The sequence below is a fragment of the Streptosporangium sp. H13245 genome (genome assembly GCF_055690525.1).
In genome coordinates this window covers 12,202-34,981 of sequence record NZ_JBSZKT010000044.1, presented here as the reverse complement: position 1 = coordinate 34,981, position 22,780 = coordinate 12,202, and the positions used below count along the sequence as shown (strand labels likewise).

22 protein-coding genes are annotated in these 22,780 nt (G+C 70.1%); 4 read left to right on the top strand and 18 right to left on the bottom strand.

Annotated features, from left to right (window positions below; genetic code table 11):
* Positions 1–45 precede the first annotated feature (45 nt).
* Both ACW9TB_RS35190 and ACW9TB_RS35185 read right to left on the bottom strand, forming a co-directional pair.
* Complete coding sequence (locus tag ACW9TB_RS35190) at positions 46–1,320, bottom strand: serine hydrolase domain-containing protein (protein ID WP_472752433.1); 1,275 nt, start codon at positions 1,318–1,320, stop codon at positions 46–48.
* A gap of 130 nt (positions 1,321–1,450) precedes the next feature.
* Positions 1,451–1,903, bottom strand: a complete 453-nt coding sequence (locus ACW9TB_RS35185) for a hypothetical protein (RefSeq protein WP_472752432.1) — start codon at positions 1,901–1,903, stop codon at positions 1,451–1,453.
* Between the two features lie 213 nt (positions 1,904–2,116).
* Here ACW9TB_RS35185 and ACW9TB_RS35180 point away from each other — a divergent pair, with 213 nt between their 5' ends.
* Positions 2,117–5,014 (top strand): AfsR/SARP family transcriptional regulator, encoded by a 2,898-nt coding sequence (locus tag ACW9TB_RS35180; RefSeq protein ID WP_472752431.1) that lies wholly within the window; start codon positions 2,117–2,119, stop codon positions 5,012–5,014.
* 51 nt (positions 5,015–5,065) lie between these two features.
* Here the strand turns inward: ACW9TB_RS35180 and ACW9TB_RS35175 are convergent, their stop codons facing one another.
* Positions 5,066–5,308, bottom strand: coding sequence for a DUF6343 family protein (locus ACW9TB_RS35175; protein ID WP_472752430.1), 243 nt, complete (start codon positions 5,306–5,308; stop codon positions 5,066–5,068).
* Positions 5,309–5,597: 289 nt separating this feature from the next.
* On the opposite strand from ACW9TB_RS35175, the gene ACW9TB_RS35170 reads away from it, so the two are divergent.
* A complete protein-coding gene (locus ACW9TB_RS35170) occupies positions 5,598–6,104 on the top strand; it encodes an SPW repeat protein (protein WP_472752429.1) in 507 nt (168 codons plus the stop codon).
* A 172-nt stretch (positions 6,105–6,276) separates the two neighbouring features.
* Here the strand turns inward: ACW9TB_RS35170 and ACW9TB_RS35165 are convergent, their stop codons facing one another.
* The 5 genes from ACW9TB_RS35165 to gap form a co-directional block, all read right to left on the bottom strand.
* Entirely contained in the window at positions 6,277–6,624 is a 348-nt protein-coding gene (locus tag ACW9TB_RS35165; RefSeq protein WP_012892502.1) for an RNA polymerase-binding protein RbpA, read from the bottom strand.
* Between the two features lie 77 nt (positions 6,625–6,701).
* Entirely contained in the window at positions 6,702–6,932 is a 231-nt protein-coding gene (secG, locus tag ACW9TB_RS35160) for a preprotein translocase subunit SecG (RefSeq protein ID WP_030905020.1), read from the bottom strand.
* A gap of 132 nt (positions 6,933–7,064) precedes the next feature.
* Positions 7,065–7,850, bottom strand: a complete 786-nt coding sequence (gene tpiA / locus ACW9TB_RS35155; RefSeq protein ID WP_472752428.1) for a triose-phosphate isomerase — start codon at positions 7,848–7,850, stop codon at positions 7,065–7,067.
* A gap of 81 nt (positions 7,851–7,931) precedes the next feature.
* Positions 7,932–9,119, bottom strand: coding sequence for a phosphoglycerate kinase (locus ACW9TB_RS35150; RefSeq protein ID WP_472752427.1), 1,188 nt, complete (start codon positions 9,117–9,119; stop codon positions 7,932–7,934).
* On the bottom strand, positions 9,119–10,123 hold the full coding sequence (gene gap, locus ACW9TB_RS35145; protein ID WP_472752457.1) for a type I glyceraldehyde-3-phosphate dehydrogenase: 1,005 nt from the start codon (positions 10,121–10,123) through the stop codon (positions 9,119–9,121). Before gap ends, ACW9TB_RS35150 begins: the two co-directional genes overlap by 1 nt.
* A gap of 215 nt (positions 10,124–10,338) precedes the next feature.
* On the opposite strand from gap, the gene ACW9TB_RS35140 reads away from it, so the two are divergent.
* Positions 10,339–10,845 carry a hypothetical protein gene (locus ACW9TB_RS35140; protein ID WP_472752426.1) on the top strand — a complete coding sequence of 169 codons (507 nt, stop codon included), beginning with the start codon at positions 10,339–10,341 and terminating at the stop codon, positions 10,843–10,845.
* Between the two features lie 24 nt (positions 10,846–10,869).
* Here ACW9TB_RS35140 and whiA read toward each other — a convergent pair whose 3' ends face one another.
* The 7 genes from whiA to uvrA all read right to left on the bottom strand — a co-directional run bounded on the left by whiA (position 10,870) and on the right by uvrA (position 19,908).
* A complete protein-coding gene (whiA, locus tag ACW9TB_RS35135; protein WP_329079024.1) occupies positions 10,870–11,850 on the bottom strand; it encodes a DNA-binding protein WhiA in 981 nt (326 codons plus the stop codon).
* Between the two features lie 93 nt (positions 11,851–11,943).
* Complete coding sequence (locus ACW9TB_RS35130; protein ID WP_329093993.1) at positions 11,944–12,861, bottom strand: gluconeogenesis factor YvcK family protein; 918 nt, start codon at positions 12,859–12,861, stop codon at positions 11,944–11,946.
* A 14-nt stretch (positions 12,862–12,875) separates the two neighbouring features.
* Complete coding sequence (rapZ, locus tag ACW9TB_RS35125; protein WP_472752425.1) at positions 12,876–13,748, bottom strand: RNase adapter RapZ; 873 nt, start codon at positions 13,746–13,748, stop codon at positions 12,876–12,878.
* Complete coding sequence (gene uvrC / locus ACW9TB_RS35120; RefSeq protein WP_472752456.1) at positions 13,745–15,676, bottom strand: excinuclease ABC subunit UvrC; 1,932 nt, start codon at positions 15,674–15,676, stop codon at positions 13,745–13,747. Before uvrC ends, rapZ begins: the two co-directional genes overlap by 4 nt.
* A 214-nt stretch (positions 15,677–15,890) precedes the next feature.
* Positions 15,891–16,367 carry a Rieske (2Fe-2S) protein gene (locus tag ACW9TB_RS35115; RefSeq protein WP_472752424.1) on the bottom strand — a complete coding sequence of 159 codons (477 nt, stop codon included), beginning with the start codon at positions 16,365–16,367 and terminating at the stop codon, positions 15,891–15,893.
* 186 nt (positions 16,368–16,553) lie between these two features.
* Positions 16,554–16,979, bottom strand: coding sequence for a Rieske (2Fe-2S) protein (locus ACW9TB_RS35110; protein WP_472752423.1), 426 nt, complete (start codon positions 16,977–16,979; stop codon positions 16,554–16,556).
* Positions 16,980–17,067: 88 nt separating this feature from the next.
* Positions 17,068–19,908 (bottom strand): excinuclease ABC subunit UvrA, encoded by a 2,841-nt coding sequence (gene uvrA, locus ACW9TB_RS35105; RefSeq protein WP_472752422.1) that lies wholly within the window; start codon positions 19,906–19,908, stop codon positions 17,068–17,070.
* A gap of 270 nt (positions 19,909–20,178) precedes the next feature.
* On the opposite strand from uvrA, the gene ACW9TB_RS35100 reads away from it, so the two are divergent.
* Entirely contained in the window at positions 20,179–20,820 is a 642-nt protein-coding gene (locus ACW9TB_RS35100; protein ID WP_472752421.1) for an MBL fold metallo-hydrolase, read from the top strand.
* Between the two features lie 55 nt (positions 20,821–20,875).
* Here the strand turns inward: ACW9TB_RS35100 and ACW9TB_RS35095 are convergent, their stop codons facing one another.
* The 3 genes from ACW9TB_RS35095 to ACW9TB_RS35085 form a co-directional block, all read right to left on the bottom strand.
* Complete coding sequence (locus ACW9TB_RS35095; RefSeq protein WP_472752420.1) at positions 20,876–21,145, bottom strand: hypothetical protein; 270 nt, start codon at positions 21,143–21,145, stop codon at positions 20,876–20,878.
* A 157-nt stretch (positions 21,146–21,302) separates the two neighbouring features.
* Positions 21,303–22,136, bottom strand: a complete 834-nt coding sequence (gene pssA / locus ACW9TB_RS35090) for a CDP-diacylglycerol--serine O-phosphatidyltransferase (RefSeq protein WP_472752419.1) — start codon at positions 22,134–22,136, stop codon at positions 21,303–21,305.
* Positions 22,123–22,770, bottom strand: a complete 648-nt coding sequence (locus tag ACW9TB_RS35085) for a phosphatidylserine decarboxylase (protein WP_472752418.1) — start codon at positions 22,768–22,770, stop codon at positions 22,123–22,125. The genes pssA and ACW9TB_RS35085 overlap by 14 nt, the downstream gene beginning before the upstream one ends.
* Positions 22,771–22,780 lie beyond the last annotated feature (10 nt).

Sequence of the window (22,780 nt, the reverse complement as noted above, 5' to 3'; positions counted from 1 at the left end):
CGAGAGGCCGGGAAAGGGATCCCGGCCTCTCACCGAGGCGCTGGCTCAGAAGTACTTCGAGGTGAGGTCGGTCGTCGGCCACGCGGTCACCGCGCGGGCCGTCTGGCTGAGGAGCGGGTCGATCGCGCCGAAGTCGAGCGAGCCCTCCTCCTCGCGGCGGTTGAACGTGGCGCAGTAGGAGATCCCGCCGTTCAGCCTGGCCAGGTAGGTGAACGTGCCGGGCATCGAGCCCGTGTGCCAGGTGTTGATGCCGCTGTCCTTGGTCCGGATGTGCCAGCCGCCGCCGTACCAATCCCCGCCGGGGTTGACGCCGGTCTCCGGCTTCGCGAACAGCTTCGCGATCGAGGTGGCGTTCAGCACCGGACCGGCGGCGTCGAAGATCATGGCGAACTTCACCATGTCGACCGCCGAGGCGGTCCAGCCGCCGTTGGCGTCCTGGTTGGGCATGTTGAAACCGCCGTAGGGGTACGGCACGACGGTGCCGGACTCGTCCACGACGGACTTGTTGGTGTACTTCGAGACGTAGTTCACCTCGCTGGTGGGCGACTCCGCCCGCAGGCTGCGGCCGAGCCGCATCCGGGTGACCCCGGCGGGCGCGAGGAGCTTCTGCTTGACGTACGACTCGTAGCTCGTGCCGGAGACCTTCTCGATGATCCGCCCGAGCAGCGCGTAGCCGTAGTTGCTGTAGACCATCTTGGAGCCGGGCTCGAAGTCGAGGGGGCGGGCCGTGGAGTAGCGGATGATGTCCGCGTGGCTGATCGGCAGCGGCACGTCGAGCGCGGCGGAGATCGTGTGGTCCAGCCAGAGCCGGTCCTTGGAGACGGCGGTGTCCCAGCCGCCCAGGTGCTGCATGAGCCGCAGCACGGTCACCTTGGCCAGCCGGGGGTCGGCCGCCGCCGAGAGCCCGAGCAGCGTGGTGACCGGGGCCGAGAGGCTGAGCTTGCCGTCCTGGACCAGCCGCATGATCGCGGCCGACGTGATGTGCTTGCTCAGGCTGGCGACGCGGAACAGCGAGGTCGGCTGCACCCGCGCCAGGACCGGCTCGTTCTGGGCGGTGCGCACCGAGTACGTCCCGTACCCGCGCGCCAGCAGGAGCTTGCCCTTCCGCGCGACCGCGAGCTGCGCGCAGCTGATGTCGCGCTCCGTGATGTACTTCTTCATCACGTCGTCGAATCTCTTCAGTGCCGCGGGGACGATCCCGCTGACGAGCGGCTCACTCGTCGCCGCCCAAGCGGGCCCCGCCCCCAGGGCGAGCGCGGGCACGGCTCCGGCGCCCACCTGGAGAAGCCTCCGCCGCGTGACCCCGTTCTTACTTTCCATCACTGATGTCCCCCGTATCACGTACGTATCAGGAAGATCCATATATTACGGATCTTCCTGATACCTCGTACGGATGATCAGGACAATTCCTCGGCCCGCGACCGCCGCGTCCGCTCCGGGGGCGGCGCGATCAGCCGCGCAGGCTCTTCAGGCATCCGTAGATGGCCGCGGCCAGCGCCGCCTCCTGGTCGCTCACGTCTCCCTCGAACCTGTCCCAGATCTCTTTCTGGGCCCCTATCGCACACTGCTTCGCCTTCCACCAGGACCACTGGCCGACCTGCTTGACCGCGTCGACGATCTGGCGCCAGTGCCTTTTGAGGAACGCCACGATCCCCAGCCAGGAGCGGGGCGCCTCCTCGAAGACTTCGTCGGGGAAGCGGTAGTCGTCCTCCGGGTCGCTGTTCACGAGCGACACGGCCATGGCCTGAACGGTCTCCTCCGAGACGCCCGCGGCCTGTGCCGTGGCCGCGAGCTCCCGTGAGAAGGAGGCCGCGTCGGCGGCGGCCGTGCCCGCTCCGGCCGAGGTGGCCATCACCACCGCCGCGACCAGCCCCGCGATGGCCCCCGCTGCGCGCTTGAACATAGGAGATCCTCCCTGTCGTGTGACGATCTGTCGTGTGACGATCGGCGGGAAACCCTCGTCCCGCCGCCGTGAACACCGTGCCGCGAGGCACTCACTCTGCGGTCACTCACCGCTCACATGTGATCACTCAGAGCGAAAACCGCTCGGAGCGCCTTCGCTAGGCACGCGTGATAACACAGAGGGATTTTGTGGTTACATTGCGTGGTGAAGACCGTGGGTCCGGATTTCGAGTTCAGGGTTCTGGGGCCGTTCGAGGTCCTCCGCGACGGTGTTCCCGTGCCGGTCAGGGCCGCCAAGCTCCGGACGCTGCTCGTGTCGCTGCTGCTCGACGCCAACGAGGTCGTCCCCGTCGAGACGCTGGTGGACCGCCTCTGGGGAGACGCCCCGCCCGGTGGCGCGCGCAACACCCTGCAGAACTACGTGATGCGGATCCGCCACCTGCTGGGTCACCCCGGAGACGGCGGCCCCCTGCTGACCTGCCCCCACGGCTACCTGATCAGAGTGGCCGACGACCGGCTCGACCTGCGGCGCTTCGACACCCTGACCCGCCGCGCCAGAGCCACCGCAGGCACCGCGGACACCATGGACGCCACCGAGCGGGCCTCCGCGCTGCTGGGCGAGGCATTGCGGCTGTGGCGCGGGGAACCGCTGCAGGACATCCCGTCGGAGGCGCTGCGGCGGGATGTCGTGCCCGTGCTGGCCGAGCGGCGGCTGGACGCCCTCCAGGCGCGCGTCGAGGCCGACCTGGCGCTGGGCCGCCACGAGGAGGTGCTTCCCGAGCTGCGAAGGCTGACCGCCGAGCATCCGCTCAGGGAGCGCTTCTGGGCACAGCGGATACTGGCCCTGTACCGCTCGGGGCGCCAGGCCGAGGCCCTGCGGTGCTACCACTCCCTCGGAGAGGTCCTCGCCGAGGAGCTGGGCGTCGACCCCGGCACCGAGCTGCGGGAGCTGCATCGGCGGATCCTGTCCACCGATCCCGCGCTCGCCGTCACGGGCGGCCCCGATCGCCGGCGACCCGCACCGGGCAACCTCCCGGCCGAGATGACGACGTTCGTGGGCAGGGGGCGGCAGCTCGCCGAGGCCGGACGGCTGCTGGAGGCCAGCCGCCTGGTCACCCTGACCGGGGTGGGCGGGGTGGGCAAGACCCGGCTCGCGCTGCGGGTGGCGGCCCAGGTGTCCGGCGCGTTCCCCGACGGGGTGTGGCTGGCCGACCTCGCCCCACTGGCCGAGCCCGAGCTGCTCGACCGGGCGGTGGCCGAGGCCCTCGGGGTGCGCGACCAGTCCGCGCGTCCCTGCGTCGACACCCTGACCGGGCATCTGCGCGACCGGCGGGCACTTCTGGTGCTGGACAACTGTGAGCACATGGTGAGCGCGGCCGCGACGCTGATGACCACGCTCCTGCGCGCGGCGCCCGGCCTGCGCGTGCTCGCCACCAGCAGGCAGCGGCTCGGCGTCCAGGGGGAGCACGTCCTGCTGGTGCCGCCTCTCACCGTACCTCCCCTGGAGCGGGCCACCCCGGCGGGCGAGGACACCGAACCACCGCTGACCCGGTACGAGGCGGTGACCCTGCTGACAGACCGCGCCGCGGCCTCGGCCCCGGACTTCCGGGTCACCCGGCACAACAGCGGCGTGGTCGCGCAGTTGTGCGGGCGGCTGGACGGCATCCCGCTGGCGATCGAGCTGGCGGCGGTCCGGATGGGCACGCTCTCCGCGGAGGAGATCCTCGACCGGCTCGACGACCGGTTCCGGCTGCTGGCCGACTCCGGCGCCCAGAGCGCGCCCCGCCACCACCAGACCCTGCGGGGCGTCGTGACCTGGAGCCACGACCTGTGCACCGAACGCGAGCGGCTGCTGTGGGCGCGGCTGTCGGTCTTCTCCGGCGGGTTCGACCTGGAGGCGGCCGAGGCGGTGTGCTCGGGCGCGGGCATCGACCGCCACGAGGTCATGGACCTCCTGGCGGCCCTGGCGCACAAGTCGATCCTGGTCGTGAACACCCTCGGCGACCGGACGCGCTACAGCCTGCTGGAGACCATCCGCCAGTACGGCAGGCAGCGGCTCGCCACCCTCGGCCAGGACGGCGCGGTGCGGCGGCGCCACCACGACCACTACCGGGGCATGGCCGCGCTGGCCGCCGCCGACTGGTGCGGCCCCCGCGAGGTCGAGTGGCTGTCCAGGCTGCGGCGGGAGCTGCCGAACCTGCGGGCGGCGTTGGACTTCTGCACCACGGAGCCGGGCGAGGCCGGACACGGGCTGGAGATGGCCGCCGACCTCACCCGGACCCGGTGCTGGTTCTTCAGCAGCACCATCGGCGAGGGCCGCCACTGGCTGGAGCGCGCGCTCGCCCTGTTCCCGAGCCTCTCGGGCCCGCGCCAGGTCGGCGCGGTGGCCCTCACCGCCTGGATCGCGCTCTGCCAGGGCGACTGGCAGAGCGCCGACGAGTTCATGACCCGCTGCCTCCACCTGGCCGCCGGGCTGCGCCCCGGCGACGTCCCCGCCGCCGTCACCTACATCGAGGGCACGCACGCGCTGCTCGTCCGGGGGGACGCGCGGGCCATCCCCCTGCTGGCGCGGGCGAGGGACCGGTTCCTGGCGGACGGCGCGACCGGCGACGCCCACATGGCCACGATGTTCTGGGCGATGGCCTCCGCCTTCCTCGGGGACCGGGACGCCGCGGTCGCCGCCGGTGACGCGTACACGGCCGACGCCGAGGCGCGCGGCGGGGCCTGGGCCCGCTCCTGGGCACTGTGGGGGGCCGGGCTCGTCGAGCTGCGGCACGGCGACCCGGCGCGCGCCACCGCGCTGTTCCGCGACTCCCTGCGCCGCCAGTACGCCATCGACGACCGCTGGGGGCCGGTGTGGGGCCTGGAGGCCCTCGCCTGGACCGTCGCCGTCTCCGGCCACCACGACCACGCCGCCGAGCTCCTCGGCGCCGCGCACCAGATGCGGCACACGACCGGCGTGGCGCTCATCGGCCTGAAGCCCTTCCACGACGCGCACGCCGACGCCGACCGCCTGGTACGCCGCGCGCTCGGCGCGCGGGTCTACGCCGACGCCTTCGAACGGGGGGCGGGCAGCGAGGACGTCATCGGCCTCGCCTGCGCGGCACCGTGACCTACCCGGGGCCGATCGGCGATCACGAACACGCGGCCCGCTGTTCGAACCCTACTCGAACAGGGTGTGCCGTTCACCGCGCCGGCGTCTGCGGGAGATCCGGATCCCGATCACCACGATGTCCACGACGGCGACGGCCGCCAGCACGGCCAGGCTCACGGCGAGCGCGGTGACCCCGGCCCACGCCGAGAGGCTCGCCAGGGTCGCGCACACCACCAGACCGAAGCCCGCCAGGAGGAGCCGCAGATTCAGCGCGCTCCTCGGGTGATCGTGCGTTCCTGCCTTCTCGTCCATAAGGTCACCTCCGGGCAACCTCGTTTTCCCCTCGGCCTCGCCTGTTCCCCCGAGGGGGTATGTCCCGTTTTGTACCCAGGTCCTCCGGGGCCACCCATGGCGATCACCGCAGGTCACCGCCCCTGCGGGGGTCGCGGCGCGGCGGGCTCGCCACGGCTCCTTGTCCGAAGATTTCATTAGCTAGATTTGTCCCTATTTGGGCTCTTTGGAGCTTATATCGGGTATGCAGGCATAAATTCGCTTTCTCAGGAAATCGAGTTCGCATGAAATCGGTAAGGGGGAATGGGTCATGACGAGACCCGCAAGCCTGGAACAGCACCCCGATCTCATCGAGATGCGGGAAAGGTACGAACGAGCGGGCTCCACTTCGGTAGCCCAGGTCATCGACGGACTGGGCCTCCTGGCGGGCCTGTATCTGGCGATCTCCCCCTGGGTGGTCGGTTTCAACGGCCTGTCCAGACTCACCGTGAGCAACCTCGTCACCGGTATCGCGGTCGCCGCCCTGGCCCTCGCCTTCGCGTCCGCCTACGGCCGGACGTACGGGATCAGCTGGGTCGTGCCGGTCCTCGGGATCTGGACCATCCTGGCCCCCTGGATCACCGGCTCGGCGACAAGGGGAAACATCTGGAACAACGTCATCACCGGCATCGTCATCTTCCTGCTCGGCCTGGGAGCCGTGGCGGTGGGCTCCAAGGGAATGTCCGGCATGTCCTCGAGGAGAGACATGACGCACCGGGGAGACGCGTCCAACCGGACGGACATGCCAGGCAGGCCGGACCTGCCCCACAGGCCCTAGAGCCGGGGCGGCCTTACAGGACCACCGGGACCCGCCGGGAACGGGGTGGCCACCGTCCACGGGCCCGGCTCCGGGAGAGGCCACGGCACGCGAAAGGCCCCCGCGGGGATCACCCGCGGGGGCCTTTCAGGCGTGCGTGTCAGTCCTGACCGGACCGTACGCGAGAGCCCGGCTAGTAGATCGGGCGTGAGGAGGAGCGCAGCCGCTCCAGGGCCTCGGCCAGGATCTGCGCGCCGTCCTTGTCGCTGCGGCGTTCCTTCACGTACGCGAGGTGCGTCTTGTAAGGCTCGTTGCGCGGCGGCGCGGGCGGGTTGGCCTCGTCCTGACCGGCGGGGAGACCACACCGGGGGCAGTCCCAGAACTCGGGAACGGCCGCGTCGCTGGCGAAGCTGGGGCGCGTCTCATGCATGTTCGCGCACCAGAAAGGCACCCGCACGCGGGGGGCCGCCTCGCCACGCTCCGCCTCCCCCATAGGGCCGGCACCGACACGGCTGCCACGGATCGCGTTGCCACTACCCACGGATGAACTCCTTGCTCGATGGCCCCGCCGCTTGGGGATGCGGGGACTGAACCACTGTCACGCCTGTCGAAGCCGGGTCAGGGCCGCAGAAGCAGGCCCAGCGCGATGATGCAGACGAACCAGACGACACCGGTGATGACGGTGAGCCTGTCGAGGTTGCGCTCCACCACGGAGGAGCCTCCGAACGACGACGAGAAACCGCCACCGAACAGATCCGAGAGACCACCGCCCTTGCCCTTGTGGAGCAGGACGAGCAGCATCATCAGCAAGCTCGACAGGATGAGGGCGATGGAGATTCCGATTGTCACCGTTGACCTGTTCCCTATGTGCGCGTGACCCGCGTCCGGGCACGACCCTTGTGTACGCCGAAGGCGTGACGATTCAAACTTGCTCTAAGAGGGTATGACGTGCTGTCAAGTCGTACCCACCGAATGGCTCAGTCAGCTCGACAATTCGCCAAAACGGCAAATCTTGACGAACTCCCCGGCGTCGAGGCTCGCGCCACCGATCAGGGCACCGTCGACATCAGGCTGCGCCATGATGCCCGCGATGTTGTCAGACTTGACCGACCCACCGTAAAGGATACGGACACCGGCGGCCACTTCGGCGTCGTACAGCTCGGCGAGTCGCACCCGGAGTGCCCCGCAGACCTCCTGCGCGTCGTCCGGGGTGGCCACCTCGCCGGTGCCGATCGCCCATACCGGCTCATAGGCCAGCACGATGGACGCGACCTGCTCGGCGGTGACCTTGCGAAGCGCACCGTCGAGCTGCGCGACGCTGTGGGCCACCTGGCCACCGGCCCGGCGCACCTCCAGGCCCTCCCCCACACACAGGATGGGAGTGAGCGAGTGCCGGTAGGCCGCCTGCACCTTGGCGTTGACGACGTCGTCGTCCTCGCGGTGGTACTGGCGGCGCTCGGAGTGGCCCGCGAGCACGAAGGTACAGCCGATCTTGGCGAGCATCGCCCCGGAGATCTCCCCGGTGTAGGCGCCGCCGTCGTGCTGCGACAGGTCCTGCGCGCCGTAGACGATCCGCAGCTTGTCGCCGTCCACCAGGGTCTGCACGCTGCGCAGGTCGGTGAACGGCGGCAGCACGGCCACCTCGACCCGGTCGAAGTCCTTGTCGTTCAGCGCGAAGGCGAGCTTCTGGGTGTGCGCGATGGCCTCGAGGTGGTTGAGGTTCATCTTCCAGTTGCCTGCCATGAGCGGCTTACGAGGTGTGCTCATCGTTCGCTCACCACTCCTTGTTCACTGCGCGGACGGCGTCGGTCGTCGACCGGCCACTCCGCTCACCGCGTGGGTTCACTTCTACCGCTCCAGCGCCACGAGTCCGGGGAGGGTCTTGCCCTCCAGGTATTCGAGGCTGGCCCCGCCACCGGTGGAGATGTGGGAGAACCCGTCCTCCGGCAGCCCGAGCCTGCGCACGGCGGCGGCCGAGTCTCCCCCGCCGACGACCGTGAAGGCCTCCGAGCCGATCAACGCCTCGGCGACCGCGCGAGTTCCGCCGGAGAAGGCGTCGAACTCGAAGACGCCCATCGGGCCGTTCCAGAACACGGTCCCGGCGTCGGCCAGCCTGCCCGCGAACAGCTCGCGGGTGCGCGGGCCGATGTCGAGCCCCTCGCGGTCGGCCGGGATCGCGGTGGCGTCGACCACCTCGTACTCGGCGTCCTCGGCGAACTCCACGGCGGCCAGCACGTCGACCGGGAGGACGATCTCCACTCCGCGCCTGCCCGCCTCGTCGAGGAAGCCCCGCACCTTGTCGAGCTGGTCCTCCTGGAGCAGCGACCGGCCGACCTCGTAGCCCTGGGCCTTGAGGAAGGTGTAGGCCATGCCGCCGCCGATGAGGAGCCGGTCGACCTTGGTCAGCAGGTTGCCGATGACGCCGAGCTTGTCGGAGACCTTCGCCCCGCCGAGCACCACGACGTACGGCCGCTCGGTCTCGTCGGTCAGCTTCCTGAGCACCTCGACCTCGGCCAGGACGAGCCGGCCCGCGGCGTGCGGCAGCAGGCCGGGCACGTCGTAGACGCTGGCGTGCTTGCGGTGCACCGCGCCGAAGCCGTCGCCCACGTAGACGTCGGCGAGGGCCGCCAGCTTCGCGGCGAAGGCGGCCCGCTCCTCGTCGTCCTTGGACTCCTCACCCGGTTCGAAGCGCAGGTTCTCCAGGAGGGCCACCTGGCCGTCCTGAAGGCCCTCCACGACGTCCTGGGCGGACTTGCCGACCACGTCCGTGGCGAAGGCGACGTCGGCGCCCAGGAGCTCACCCAGCCGCTTCGCGACGGGGGCCAGGGAGTATTCCGAATTCGGCTTGCCCTTGGGGCGTCCCAGGTGCGCGACGACGACCACGCGGGCACCCCGGCCCGCGAGCTCCTTGATCGTCGGCACCGAGGCGCGGATGCGGCCGTCGTCGGTGATGACGTCCCCCTCCAGGGGGACGTTGAGGTCGGCGCGCACCAGGACGCGCCGGCCGTCCACGTCGAACTCGGAGATGTCCTTCATCAGAGGTCGGCGCCGACCAGCTCGATGAGGTCGACGAGGCGGTTGGAGTAACCCCACTCGTTGTCGTACCAGCCGACGACCTTGACCTGGTTGCCGATCACCTTGGTGAGGGGCGCGTCGAAGATGCAGGACGCCGGGTCGGTGACGATGTCGGAGGAGACGATCGGGTCCTCGTTGTAGGTGAGGTAGCCCTTGAGCTCGCCCTCGGCCGCCGCCTTGAGCGCGGCGTTGACCTCCTCGACGGTGGTCTCGCGGCCGACCTCGACGGTGAGGTCGGTGGCCGAGCCCGTGGGGATCGGCACGCGCAGCGCGAAGCCGTCGAGCTTGCCCTTGAGCTCGGGCAGCACCAGGCCGATGGCCTTGGCGGCGCCGGTCGAGGTCGGCACGATGTTGATCGCGGCGGCGCGGGCGCGGCGCAGGTCGCTGTGCGGGGCGTCCTGCAGGTTCTGGTCCTGCGTGTAGGCGTGGATCGTGGTCATCAGACCCTTCTCGATACCGAAGGTGTCGTTGAGGACCTTGGCCATCGGCGCCAGGCAGTTGGTGGTGCAGGAGGCGTTGGAGATGACCGTGTGGTTGGCCGAGTCGTACTTGTCGTGGTTGACGCCCATCACGACGGTGAAGTCCTCGTTCTTGGCCGGAGCCGAGATGATGACCTTCTTGGCGCCGTTCTCGGCGTGCACGCGGGCCTTGTTGGCGTCGGTGAAGAAGCCGGTCGACTCGACGACGACGTCCACGCCCAGGTCGCCCCAGGGCAGCTTGGCGGGGTCGCGCTCGGCGAACGCCTTGATCGTCTTGCCGTCCACGATGATCTCGTCGGCGGTGCTCTTCACCTCGTACGGCAGGCGGCCGAGGATGCTGTCGTACTTCAGCAGGTGGGCGAGCGTGGCGTTGTCGGTCAGGTCGTTGACCGCGACGATCTCGATGTCCTTGCCGCTGGCAGCGACCGCGCGCCAGAAGTTGCGGCCGATGCGGCCAAATCCGTTGACGCCTACGCGGATGGTCACGGTGCCGATCTCCTCGTACGTCGGTGCGCCGGTCTCTCGGATCGGCGACTTGGGGCGGGCTGAAACCTCAACCACGAACCTTATCGGACCCAAATTGGCCTAGACCACTTGAGGGGGTGCTCCGTTATTCCCTAACCCACGAACAGGTATCGCACCATTCAAGTAAAGTGCCCGACTCGTCACTGTAAATACCCTCAACCCCACGAGGACCTGCCATGACAGACAACGATCCGCACCTGGCGAACGGTCTCCTGCCAGGCGTTCTCACCGGTCTTCTCGCCACCGTGGCCGGCGCCGCGGGCTACGGCGCGCTCATCGCCTTCAGCGGGTACGAGATCGGCTTCGCCGCCATCGGCGTCGGTCTCCTCGTCGGCCTCGCCATGATCGCGGTCAGGCCGACCAGCCCGGTCCTGCCGCCGCTGGCCGCCTTCTTCTCCCTCGCCGGCGCCGCGCTCGGCCAGGTCGCCGGATCCGTCATCGCCTGGGTGCGGGTGTCCGGCGAGGACTACGGCTCCACCCTCGTCCGGGTCCTCGACGCCTTCCCCGAGGACCTCCGCCGCGAGCCCATCTCGCTGCTGTTCTGGGTGGTGGCCGCCTACGCGGGCTTCAGCTTCGTGAACAGGCGCGTCAAGACCGCCCGCGAGGCCCACACCTCGTCCGCCCCGCAGCAGGACGAGACCGCCGAGCGCGTGAACTACTTCGAGCCCAGGAAGCAGCCCTGAGCCACGCGCCTCCCGGCGGCACGACTACGGGGCCAGCATGTCGACGGTGAGGTTGGCCTCGGTGTTGGGAATGCCGATGTCCTGAGCCCGCTTGTCGGCCATGGCCAGCAGACGGCGGATGCGACCGGCGATGGCGTCCTTGGTCAGGGGCGGGTCCGCGAGCTGGCCGAGCTCCTCCAGGGACGCCTGCTTGTGCTCCACCCGCAGGCGACCGGCGATCACCAGGTGCTCGGGGGCCTCCTCCCCGAGGATCTCCAGGGCCCGCTGGACCCTCGCCCCCGCGGCGACCGCGGCGCGGGCCGAACGGCGCAGGTTGGCGTCGTCGAAGTTGGCCAGCCGGTTGGCCGTCGCACGGACCTCGCGGCGCATCCGCCGCTCCTCCCAGGCCAGCACGCTGTCGTGGGCGCCCAGCCGGGTCAGCAGCGCGCCGATGGCGTCGCCGTCGCGCACCACCACCCGGTCGACGCCGCGCACCTCCCTGGCCTTGGCGTGGATCTTCAACCGCCGCGCCGACCCGACCAGCGCGAGCGCCGCCTCGGGCCCGGGACAGGTCACCTCAAGCGACATCGAACGCCCCGGCTCGGTCAGCGAGCCGTGCGCCAGGAACGCCCCCCGCCAGGCCGCCTCGGCGTCGCAGGTCGCCCCCGCGACGACCTGACGGGGCAGGCCGCGGACCGGGCGCCCGTGGTTGTCGATCAGACCGGTCTGGCGGGCGAGCGCCTCCCCGTCGCGGTAGACCCGCACGAGGTAGCGCGAGCCCTTGCGCAACCCGGCCGGGGCCAGGACGAGCACCTCCGCCTTGTGCCCGAAGACCTCACCGATGTCCTTGATCAGCCGCCGGGCGGTGACGTTGGTGTCAAGCTCGGCCTCGATCACGATCCGGCCGCTCACCAGGTGCAACCCGCTCGCGAACCGCAGCAGCGTCGACACCTCGGCCTTACGGCAGCAAGGCTTCAGGACCGGCAGCCTGCTCAGCTCGTCCTTGACCACACCTGTCATCGCCATGCGCGTTCGTCCTCCCCCATACAGACCCCATGCGGCCCGAGATAAATCGGGCTCACAGAAGTTTCTCGCACTCCTGAGCACCGCTGACCAGGATCAACGCTTCTCACGGAAAATCTCGTCCAGGACGGAGGCAAGACGTTGCGCATCGTGTCGCGGGGAGCCGTCCTCGTCCGCCACGGAGGCGAGGACCAGCCGCCCCCCGAGGTCGGCCGCGGCCTTCTCCAGCTCGTCGCGGTCGTCGATCACCCCGGTGTCGGCGACGACGACGTCGATCTCCAGGGAGGGCGCGTGCTGGCGCAGCACCTCCAGGTGCTTCTGGGGGGAGAAGCCGTCGGTCTCCCCCGCCTGCGGGGCGAGGTTCAGCGCGACCAGGCGGCGCGCGCGGGTGGCGTGCAGCGCCTCGGCCAGCTCGGGCACCTTCAGGTGGGGCAGCACGCTGGTGAACCAGGAGCCGGGGCCGAACACCACCCAGTCGGCGTCGAGGACCGCCTGGACGGCCTCGGGGCACGCCGGGGGGTCCTCGGGCAGCAGCGAGATGGCCCGGACCCTGCCGGGGGTGAGCGCGCAGGCCACCTGGCCGCGTACCGTGCTCACCTCGCCGTCCAGCTCGACCTCGGCGGCGATGTCGAGCGGCACCGAGGACATCGGCAGCACCCGCCCGTGCGCGCCGAGCAGCCGCCCGAGCCAGTCGAGCCCGGAGACCGTGTCGCCGAGCCGCTCCCACAGCGCCACGATCAGCAGGTTGCCGATCGCGTGGCCGTGCAGGTCGCCCTCGCTGCGGAAGCGGTGCTGGACGACCTCGCTCCAGGTGCGCCCCCACTCGTCGTCGCCGCACAGCGCGGCCAGGGCCATCCTCAGGTCTCCCGGGGGAAGCACGCCGAGCTCGCGACGGAGCCGGCCGCTCGACCCTCCGTCGTCGGCGACGGTGACCACCGCCGTCAGCCGGGAGGTGACCCTCCGCAACGCCGACAACGAGGCGTACAGCCCGTGCCCTCCACCCAGCGCGACAATCTTGAGACCTTCATTCACTCCCGGCCCACATCCCGATGGCTCACCTGCACCTCCATGCCACCCCTATCGCGAAGCCGACCACCGATCTGCTCGGCCATGGCGACGCTGCGATGCTTGCCGCCGGTGCAGCCGACGGCGAGCGTGGCGTAGCTCTTGCCCTCGCGGGTGTAGCCGGAGGCGATGATGCTGAAAACCTCCTCGTAGGCGTCGAGGAGCTCCTTCGCACCCGCTTGGTTGAGAACGTACTCCCGTACGGGAGTGTCCAGTCCGTTCATGGGGCGGAGTTCGGGGACCCAGTGGGGGTTGGGCAGGAACCGGCAGTCGACGACCAGGTCCGCGTCGACGGGCAGGCCGTACTTGTAGCCGAAGGAGACGACGTTGACCCGCAGGCCGGGGCGGTCCTCGCCGCCGAAGAAGGCGACGATCTTCCCGCGGAGCTCGTGGACGTTGAGGTTGGAGGTGTCGATCACCAGATCGGCGTTCGCCCTGACCTCGCGCAGGATGCCGCGCTCGCGGGCGATCCCGTCGACCAGGCGGCCGTCGCTCTGCAGGGGGTGCGGGCGGCGGACGTTCTCGAACCTGCGGACCAGCTCCTCGTCGCTGGCCTCCAGGAACACCACGCGCACGGCGACGCCGCGCCCCTCCAGCTCCTCGATCGCGCTGTTGAGGTCGCTGGTGAAGGCCAGGCTGCGCACGTCGACCACCGCGGCCACCTTGTCGGCGGCCAGCTTGACCCGGCCCGCCTCCTCTGCCATGGCGAACAGCAACCCGGGTGGCAGGTTGTCGATGACGAACCACCCCAGGTCCTCCAGGGCCTTGGCGGCGGTGCTCCGCCCCGCCCCCGACATTCCGGTGACGAGGACGAACGCGGGCTCTCTTTCGCTCATGGGTTCTGCCCCTTCAAGGCCGACACGATCGTCTCGGCCGTCGAGGGGCCGATCCCGGGAACCTCGCAGATCTGCGCCGCGGTCGCCTCACGCAGCCGTTTCACCGATCCGAAATGCTTGATCAACGCCTGCCTGCGGGCCGGGCCGAGACCGGGGACCTCGTCCAGAGCGCTTTCCTTCACGCTCTTCGACCGCTTGGCTCGATGGTAGGTGATGGCGAAGCGGTGAGCCTCGTCGCGCACCCGCTGAAGAAGGTAAAGGGCCTCGCTGGAGCGGGCGAGGATCACCGGCAGGTCCTCGCCGGGCAGCCAGACCTCCTCCAGCCGCTTGGCCAGGCCGCACACCGCCACGTCGTCCACGCCCAGCTCGTCGAGCGCCCTGCGGGCCGCCGCGGCCTGCGCGGGACCACCGTCGACGACCACCAGGTTGGGCGGATAGGCGAACTTGCGCGGTTTGCCGGTCTCGGGGTCGATGCCCGGCGTCCGCAGCCCCTCCTCGGCCTCCCCGGCCTCGGTGTCGAGCTCGCCGGTGGCCGAGCGCTCCTCCAGGTAGCGCTTGAACCGGCGGGAGATCACCTCGTAGATGGAGGCGACGTCGCCCTCGGTGGAGCGCACGGAGAACCTGCGGTACTCGCTCTTGCGGGCCAGGCCGTCCTCGAACACCACCATGGAGGCCACCACGTCGGTGCCCTGGATGTGGGAGACGTCGTAGCACTCGATGCGCAGCGGCACCTGGTCGAGGTCGAGGGCGTCGGCGACCTCCTGCAGCGCCCTGCTCCGCGCGGTCAGGTCGCCGGCCCGTCTCAGCTTGTGCTGCTTGAGGGACTCGACGGCGTTGCGCTCGACGGTCTCCATCAGCGACCTCTTGTCGCCGCGCTGGGGAACCCTGATCTCCACCCGCGCCTTGCGCTGCTCGCCGAGCAGCTCGGTGACCGCCTCGGCGTCGGGGGGCAGGACGGGCACCAGCACCTCCCTGGGCAGCGCCTCGGCGGCCGCGTCGCCGTACATCTGCAGGAGGAACTGCTCGACCAGCTGGCCCGGCGTGGCCTCCTCGACCTTGTCGACCACCCAGCCGCGCTGGCCCCTGATGCGCCCGCTCCGGACGTAGAACACCTGGACAGCGGCCTCCAGCGGATCCTCCGCCAGGGCGACCACGTCGCAGTCGGTGTTGTCGCCGAGGACCACGGCCTGCTTCTCCATCGCCCGCTGCAACGCCTGGATGTCGTCGCGCAGCCTGGCGGCCCGCTCGTACTCCTGCGCGACGGCGGCCTCGCGCATCTCGCGCTCCAGCCGCCTGACGAACCGGCCGGTGTTGCCCGCCATGAACTCGCAGAAGTCGTCGGCCAGCTCCCGGTGCTCCTCGGCGGTGACCCGGCCGACGCAGGGGGCCGAGCACTTGTCGATGTAACCCAGCAGGCAGGGGCGGCCGATCTGCGCGGCCCGCCTGAACACCCCGCCCGAGCAGCTCCTGATCGGGAAGACCCGCAGCAGCAGGTCGACGGTCTCCCTGATCGCCCAGGCGTGGGAGTAGGGGCCGAAGTAGCGGGTGCCCTTGCGCTTGGCGCCGCGCAGCACCTGGATCCTGGGGAACTCCTCCCCCATGGTGACCGCGAGGTAGGGATAGGACTTGTCGTCGCGGTATTTGACGTTGAACCGCGGGTCGTACTCCTTGATCCAGGAGTATTCGAGCTGGAGCGCCTCGACCTCGGTGCCGACGACCGTCCAGTCGACGTCGACGGCGGTCGTGAGCATGGTCTGGGTGCGCGGGTGCAGGCCCGCGAAGTCGGCGAAGTAGGAGTTGAGCCGCTGACGCAGGCTCTTGGCCTTGCCGACATAGATGACCCGGGCCTCGGCGTCCTTGAACCGGTAGACGCCTGGGGACTCGGGGATGGACCCCGGCTTCGGCCGGAAACTCGCCGGACCACCCACAGATCTCGCCACACAGAAAGCCTATCGGCCCGGACCGACAGCTTTCCTTACGGTTTTCCGCCCGGCCCGCGACGGGGATTCGTACGGCACGCGGCCGGGAGGCGACGGGACTCCGCGCCCCACGCGGCCGGGACGGGTCGCTTCGCCGGGCGGCCGGGATTTCCCGCGGCCCCCCGCCGGGGCGTCTCTCCCGGCGGCGGGCTCGCGGCCGGGTTCAGGCGAGGACGATGGAGTCGCCGTCCACCTTGATCGCCTTCTCCTCCAGCGGCTTGGTGGCCGGGCCGTTCGCCACGGAACCATCGGTGATCTTGAACTTGCTGCCGTGACAGGGGCAGTCGATGGTGCCGTCCGCGATCTTGTCGACGTCGCACCCCTGGTGGGTGCAGATGGAGCTGAACGCCTTGAACTCGCCCGCGGCCGGCTGGACGATCACGATCTTCTCGTCCTTGAAGACCTTGCCGCCCCCCTCGGGGATGTCCGCGGTCTTGGCCAGGGCGTTCGCCCCGGAGCCGCCCGAGTCGGCGCCCGCGCTCGTCTCGGCCGCCTCCGGCGCCTGCGAGGAGGCGGTCGAGGAGGTGTCCCCGCCGCCCTCCGCCGCCGGCTCCCCGTAGCCCGCGCACGCGGTCAGCACCGCGGCCATCCCGGCCCCACCGGCGCTCAATATCACCGTACGACGCGTCGTCTCAGTCATGTATATCCTCCAGAATCATCATCTTCAGGTACGGCTGGCACCCCGATGACGGTTCAGCATGCCGTACATCGCGTCAGGAGACTGTGAAGAATTACGCCTTCGGCCCTCTTTCCGGACCATCCGGAGAAACCCCCAACCTGGGGCTCCGGATCTGCGCCGCCCCGGAGGAGAGGGCGGCGCGAACCGTCAGACCACGATGATCCCGTCGCCCTCGACCCTCAGGGCGTACTGGGCCAGCGGCGCCTCCGCCGGGCCCTTGAGGCACTTCCCCGAGTCGGCGGCGAACTCGCTGCCGTGACAGGGGCAGCGGATGACGCCGTCCCCGATCCTGCCGACCGCGCACCCCCGGTGCGGGCAGCTCGCCGAGAACGCCCTGAACACCCCCGAGGCCGGCTGGGTGATCACGATCTTCCACTTGGTGATCACCTTGCCGCCGCCCACCGGGATGTCGGCGGTCCGCGCGATGACCTTTCCCTTGATCCCCGGCGGCACGACGGCCGCGGCGGACTCCCCGCCGCCGCACCCCGCCAGCGCCGTCCCGCACGCCACGGCCCCCGCGGCGGCGATCACCTGCCTGCGCGCGGGCATGGCGAAGGTCTCCTGCGTGCTCATCGCGGCCCTTCTCGCAATGTCGTCCCCGTCGGAACCGGGCTCCCGCGTCAAGGGTATTGACGGGGGCGCCCGGTCCCGAATCCGGCCTTCAGCTGCCGAGGATCTTGCGCAGGAAACGGCCGGTGTGGCTCTCGTCGACCAGGGCGACCTCCTCGGGCGTGCCGACGGCGAGCACGCTGCCGCCCCGGGAGCCGCCCTCGGGGCCCATGTCGATCAGCCAGTCGGCGGTCTTGATCACGTCGAGGTTGTGCTCGATGACGATGACCGTGTTGCCCCCGTCGACCAGCTTGCCCAGGACGCCGAGCAGCCTGCGGATGTCCTCGAAGTGCAGACCGGTGGTGGGCTCGTCGAGCACGTAGATCGTCCGGCCGGTGGAGCGGCGCTGCAGCTCGGAGGCGAGCTTGACGCGCTGGGCCTCGCCGCCGGACAGGGTCGTGGCGGGCTGGCCGAGCCTGACGTACCCCAGGCCGACGTCGTTGAGCGTCTTCAGGTAGCGCTTGATGGCCGGGATGGAGTCGAAGAAGCCCAGGGCCTCCTCGATCGGCATGTCGAGCACCTCGGAGATCGTCTTGCCCTTGTAGTGGACCTCCAGGGTCTCCCGGTTGTAGCGCGCCCCGTGACAGACCTCGCAGGGCACGTAGACGTCCGGCAGGAAGTTCATCTCGATCTTGAGGGTGCCGTCTCCCGAGCAGGCCTCGCACCGGCCGCCCTTGACGTTGAAGCTGAACCGGCCCTTCTGGTAACCCCGGACCTTGGCCTCGGTGGTCTGCGCGAACAGGTCGCGGACCTTGTCGAAGACACCGGTGTAGGTCGCCGGGTTGGACCGGGGGGTGCGGCCGATCGCCGACTGGTCGACGTGCACGACCTTGTCGACCAGGTCCATCCCGTTGACCCGCGCGTGGCGCCCGGGGACGGTGCGCGCGCCGTTCAGCTCCTTGGCCAGCGCGTTGTAGAGGATGTCGTTGACCAGGGTGGACTTGCCCGACCCCGAGACCCCGGTGACCGCGGTCAGCAGCCCCAGGGGGAACTCCACGTCGACGCCCTTGAGGTTGTGCTCGCGGGCGCCCTTCACGGTGATCTGCCGCTTCTTGTCGCGCTTGCGGCGGGCGGCGGGGATCGCGATCGACTTGCGGCCCGACAGGTAGGCGCCGGTCATCGAGTCTTCCGAGGCCAGCAGGTCGGCCACGGTGCCGGAGACGACGACCTGGCCGCCGTGCTCCCCCGCCCCCGGGCCGATGTCGACCACCCAGTCGGCGGCGGCGATGGTGTCCTCGTCGTGCTCGACCACGATGAGCGTGTTGCCCATGTCACGCAGCCTGATCAGGGTCTCCAGCAGCCGCTGGTTGTCACGCTGGTGCAGGCCGATGGAGGGCTCGTCCAGGACGTACAGCACCCCGACCAGGCCCGAGCCGATCTGGGTGGCGAGCCGGATGCGCTGCGCCTCGCCACCGGCGAGGGTGCCGGAGGCCCGGTCCATGGTCAGGTAGTCGAGGCCGACGTCGAGCAGGAAGCCCATCCGGGCGTTGATCTCCTTGACCACCCGCTCGGCGATCTGCATGTCGCGGTCGGACAGCTTCAGCCCCGCCAGGAACGTCGCGCAGTCGCCGATCGACATCGACGAGACGTCGGCGATCGAGCGGTCGTCGACCGTGACGGCGAGCGAGACCGGCTTGAGCCTCGCCCCCTCGCAGGCCGGGCACGGGATCTCCCGCATGTAGCCTTCGTACTTCTCGCGCATGCCGTCGCTGTCGGACTCGCCGTGGCGGCGCTGCACCCAGGGGATGACCCCCTCGAAGGTGGTGTAGTAGGAGCGCTCGCGGCCGTAGCGGTTGCTGTAGCGGACGTGGACCTGCTCGTCGTGGCCGTACAGCAGGGCCTTCTGCGCCTTCTTGGGGAGGCGCTCCCACGGGGTGTCGAGACCGAACCCCATCGCCAGGCCGAGCGCCTCGACCAGGCGTACGAAGTAGTCGCTGGTGTGGCCCCCGGCCCACGGGGAGAGCGCGCCCTCACCCAGCGGCCTCTCCGGGTCGGGCACGATCAGGTCGGGGTCGACCTCCATGCGGACACCCAGGCCCGTGCACTCGGGACAGGCGCCGAAGGGCGAGTTGAACGAGAACGAGCGGGGCTCCAGCTCCTCGAACGACAGGTCGTCGTAGGGGCAGTAGAGGTGCTCCGAGTAGAAGCGCTCGCGGTTGGGGTCGTCCTCGGGCAGGTCGACGAACTCCAGGGTGATCGTCCCGCCCGACAGACCCAGGGCGGTCTCCACCGAGCCGGTCAGGCGGCTGCCCGCGCCCTCCTTCACGGCCAGGCGGTCGACGATCACCTCGATGTCGTGCTTTTCCTGCTTCTTCAGCGTCGGCGGCTCGTCCAGCCGGACCACGGTGCCGTCGACGCGGGCGCGGGCGAAGCCCTTGGCCTGGAGCTGGCTGAACAGCTCGGCGTACTCGCCCTTGCGGCCGCGGACCACCGGGGCGAGCACCTGGAACCGGGTGCCCTCCTCCAGCTCCATGACCCGGTCGACGATCTGCTCGGGACTCTGCCTGGCGATCGCCCGCCCGCACTGCGGGCAGTGCGGCTTGCCGATGCGCGCCCAGAGCAGGCGCAGGTAGTCGTAGACCTCGGTGATCGTGCCGACGGTGGAACGGGGGTTGCGGCTCGTCGACTTCTGGTCGATCGACACCGCGGGCGAGAGCCCCTCGATGAAGTCGACGTCGGGCTTGTCCATCTGCCCGAGGAACTGCCGCGCGTACGCCGACAGCGATTCGACGTAGCGGCGCTGGCCTTCGGCGAAGATCGTGTCGAAGGCCAGGCTCGACTTGCCCGAGCCGGACAGCCCGGTGAAGACGATCAGAGAGTCTCGCGGGAGGTCCAGCGAGACGTCCTTGAGGTTGTGTTCACGTGCACCACGCACGATGAGGCGGTCAGCCACAGCAGTCCCGACGTCGTTGGTAGAGGGTTGGAAGCAGTCGCGGGAAGACTAGCGAGAGGGGCCGACAATTTTCCGGACCGGCGTCCGGGGGTCCTTTTCCCGCCCCCTCCAGACTACGGCCTTCGCCCAGACCTGGCAGGTGACCCACGGTTTCAACGATGTGAACACCCCCCTTATGCCCCGTCCCGCCCGCCGGGCGGAATGATGAGAGTGACGAGGGCGGGGCGCGTGCCCCTCCCGCGTCCCCGCCCGAGGAGAAGAGGAGAATCCGTGACGTACACCGGTGATGTACGGGTCGGCGGCCCCGCCGACCTGCGCGAGCTGCCCGGCCTGACGATCGCCAAGCTGGCCGTCGGCCCGTTCGACAACAACGCCTACCTGATCCGGTGCGCCCAGACCGGCGACGGCGTCCTCGTCGACGCCGCCGCCGAGCCCGAACGGCTGCTGGAGCTGATCGGCGACCGGCCGATCAGCAAGATCGTCACCACCCACCAGCACGGCGACCACTGGCAGGCCCTGGCGGAGGTCGCCGGGGCGACCGGCGCCTCGGTGATCGCCCACCCGCTCGACGCGGGGGCGCTGCCGGTGCCGGTGGACCTGGAGGTGGAGGACGGCGACGTCGTCACCGTCGGCGCGGTCGGCCTGGAGGTGATCCACCTGCGCGGGCACACCCCCGGCTCGATCGCCCTGTACCACCCCGGCCACCTGTTCACCGGCGACTCGCTCTTCCCCGGCGGCGTCGGCAACACCAACAAGGATCCCGAGCGGTTCGCCCGGCTCTTCGCCGACGTGTCGGAACGGATCTTCGACCGGCTGCCGGACGACACCTGGGTCTATCCGGGCCACGGCAAGGACACCACGCTCGGCGCCGAGCGCCCCTCGCTGCCCGAGTGGCGCGAACGCGGCTGGTAGACCCCGCGGGGCGATCGGCCCCCGCCCGCGGCGGGGGAAAACGGGAAAGCGGCCGTCAGCCGCCGAAGACCCGGAGGATCCGATCCGCGGCCTTGGCCGGATCCTCCACCCGTTCGACCAGATCGCCCCAGGACCAGCGATAGAACCAGCCCTCGGCCATCGGGACGCAGTCGAGGGTCTCGTTGAACATCGCGGCCTCGGGATCGGTGACCCGCAGCGACGGCGGGCTCCGCCTGAGCGTCACATTCATCCCTCTCAGCTCCAGCTCGCGGGCGAGGATGCCGAGAAAGTAGGTACGCGTGTGCTCATGCGGCTCGGTTGCCATGAGGCAATTGAACGCAGCCGCGCCGGGCAGGGGAAGCCGATCGGGGCATTATCGGGGCGTTCCACGGCGAGAACGGGTCCCGGCATGGCATATCCGCGACCAATCGCCCCCCTCGCCCCGCCCGGAGACCGGCCGGGGCACCCGGGGCGAACCGGCCTCAGCCGACCCCGGCGGACGCCTTGCGCTGCTCCTTGCGCTTCTCCCGCTTGAACATCAGGACCCGCAGCGGAATGGCCGCCACGATCGTCATCTGCATGACCGCCCCGACCTTGATCAGCGTGTCGCCACCGGCCAGGCCCGCGACCCAGATGGTCAGGCAGGCGACGTTGATCATCATCCAGGCGAGCACGGCGGCGGCCAGGTTGCCCTTGGGCTTGGGGTACTCGATCCGGCTCACCATGAGGTACGCCACCCCGAAGACGGGCAGGATCGTCCAGATCGACGGGGGGAACAGCAGCACGACCGAGACCACGGTCATCGCGCCCATCGGGATGGGCAGCCCCATGAAGTCGCCGCTCTTGGTCTTCACGCAGGCGAAGCGCGCGAGCCGGACGACCCCGGCCAGCAGCATCGACGACGCCGCGGCCATCACCAGCAGAAAGGGGATCTGCTGATTGAAACCAGCCCAGATGACCACCATGAAGGCGGGCGCGAAGCCGAAGCTGATCACGTCGGCGAGGTTGTCCAGCTCGGCGCCCATGGCCGAGGCGCGGAACTTCCTGGCCACCAGGCCGTCGAACAGGTCGCAGGTGGCGCCGATCAGCAGGAGCACCACGGCGGTGCCGAAGAACCGGGGGTCGGCCGCGAAGGGCTTGTCCTCCTGCAGCGCGCTGATGGCCGACCAGGCGAGCACGCAGACCGCGAGGAAGCCGCAGAGGGCGTTGCCGAGGGAGAGGGAGTCCGCGGCCGACAGGCGGAACGCCTTGCCCACGGGTCCTCGTGGCTCGTCGTCCGTCTCGTCCATCGGCCAGCTCGCGTCAGCCGTGGTCAAGACTCGTCACCCCCGCGACCGTCTTCTGGCCCACGGAGACGGCCGGGGCGACTCCCTCGGGAAGATAGACGTCGACCCGCGAGCCGAGCCTGATCAGGCCGATCCGCTCCGCCTTCGCCACCTTCGCCCCCTCGGCCACGTAGGGCACGATACGGCGCGCGACCGCGCCGGCGATCTGGACCATCTCGATGTCGCCGAGAGCGGTGTCCAGGTGCCAGACGACCCGCTCGTTGGTGTCGCTGTCCTTGTTGAACGCGGGAAGGTATCCCCCGGACACGTGCTCCATCGAGGTGACCGTACCGGCGAGCGGCGCCCGGTTGACGTGCACGTCGAGCGGGCTCATGAAGATCGCGACCCGGGTGCGGCCGTCCGGCCAGGGGTCGATGCTCTGCACCACGCCGTCCGCGGGCGACAGGATCCGCCCGGTGCCCGGAGTGCGATCTGGGTCGCGGAAGAACCAGAGCATCCCACCGGTGAGCGCGGTCAGCGGGACCGCCGCCAGTGCCCAGCGCCGGTCACGGCGGCTGAGCAGGGAGGTCACGGCGGCGGCGGCCACGGTCGGGAGCAACCACGGGGAGACGCCACGTGCCAGGCCCAGTGGACCTGGCATGTGGCTTGCTGAATCGTGGGACACAGGGAACCTT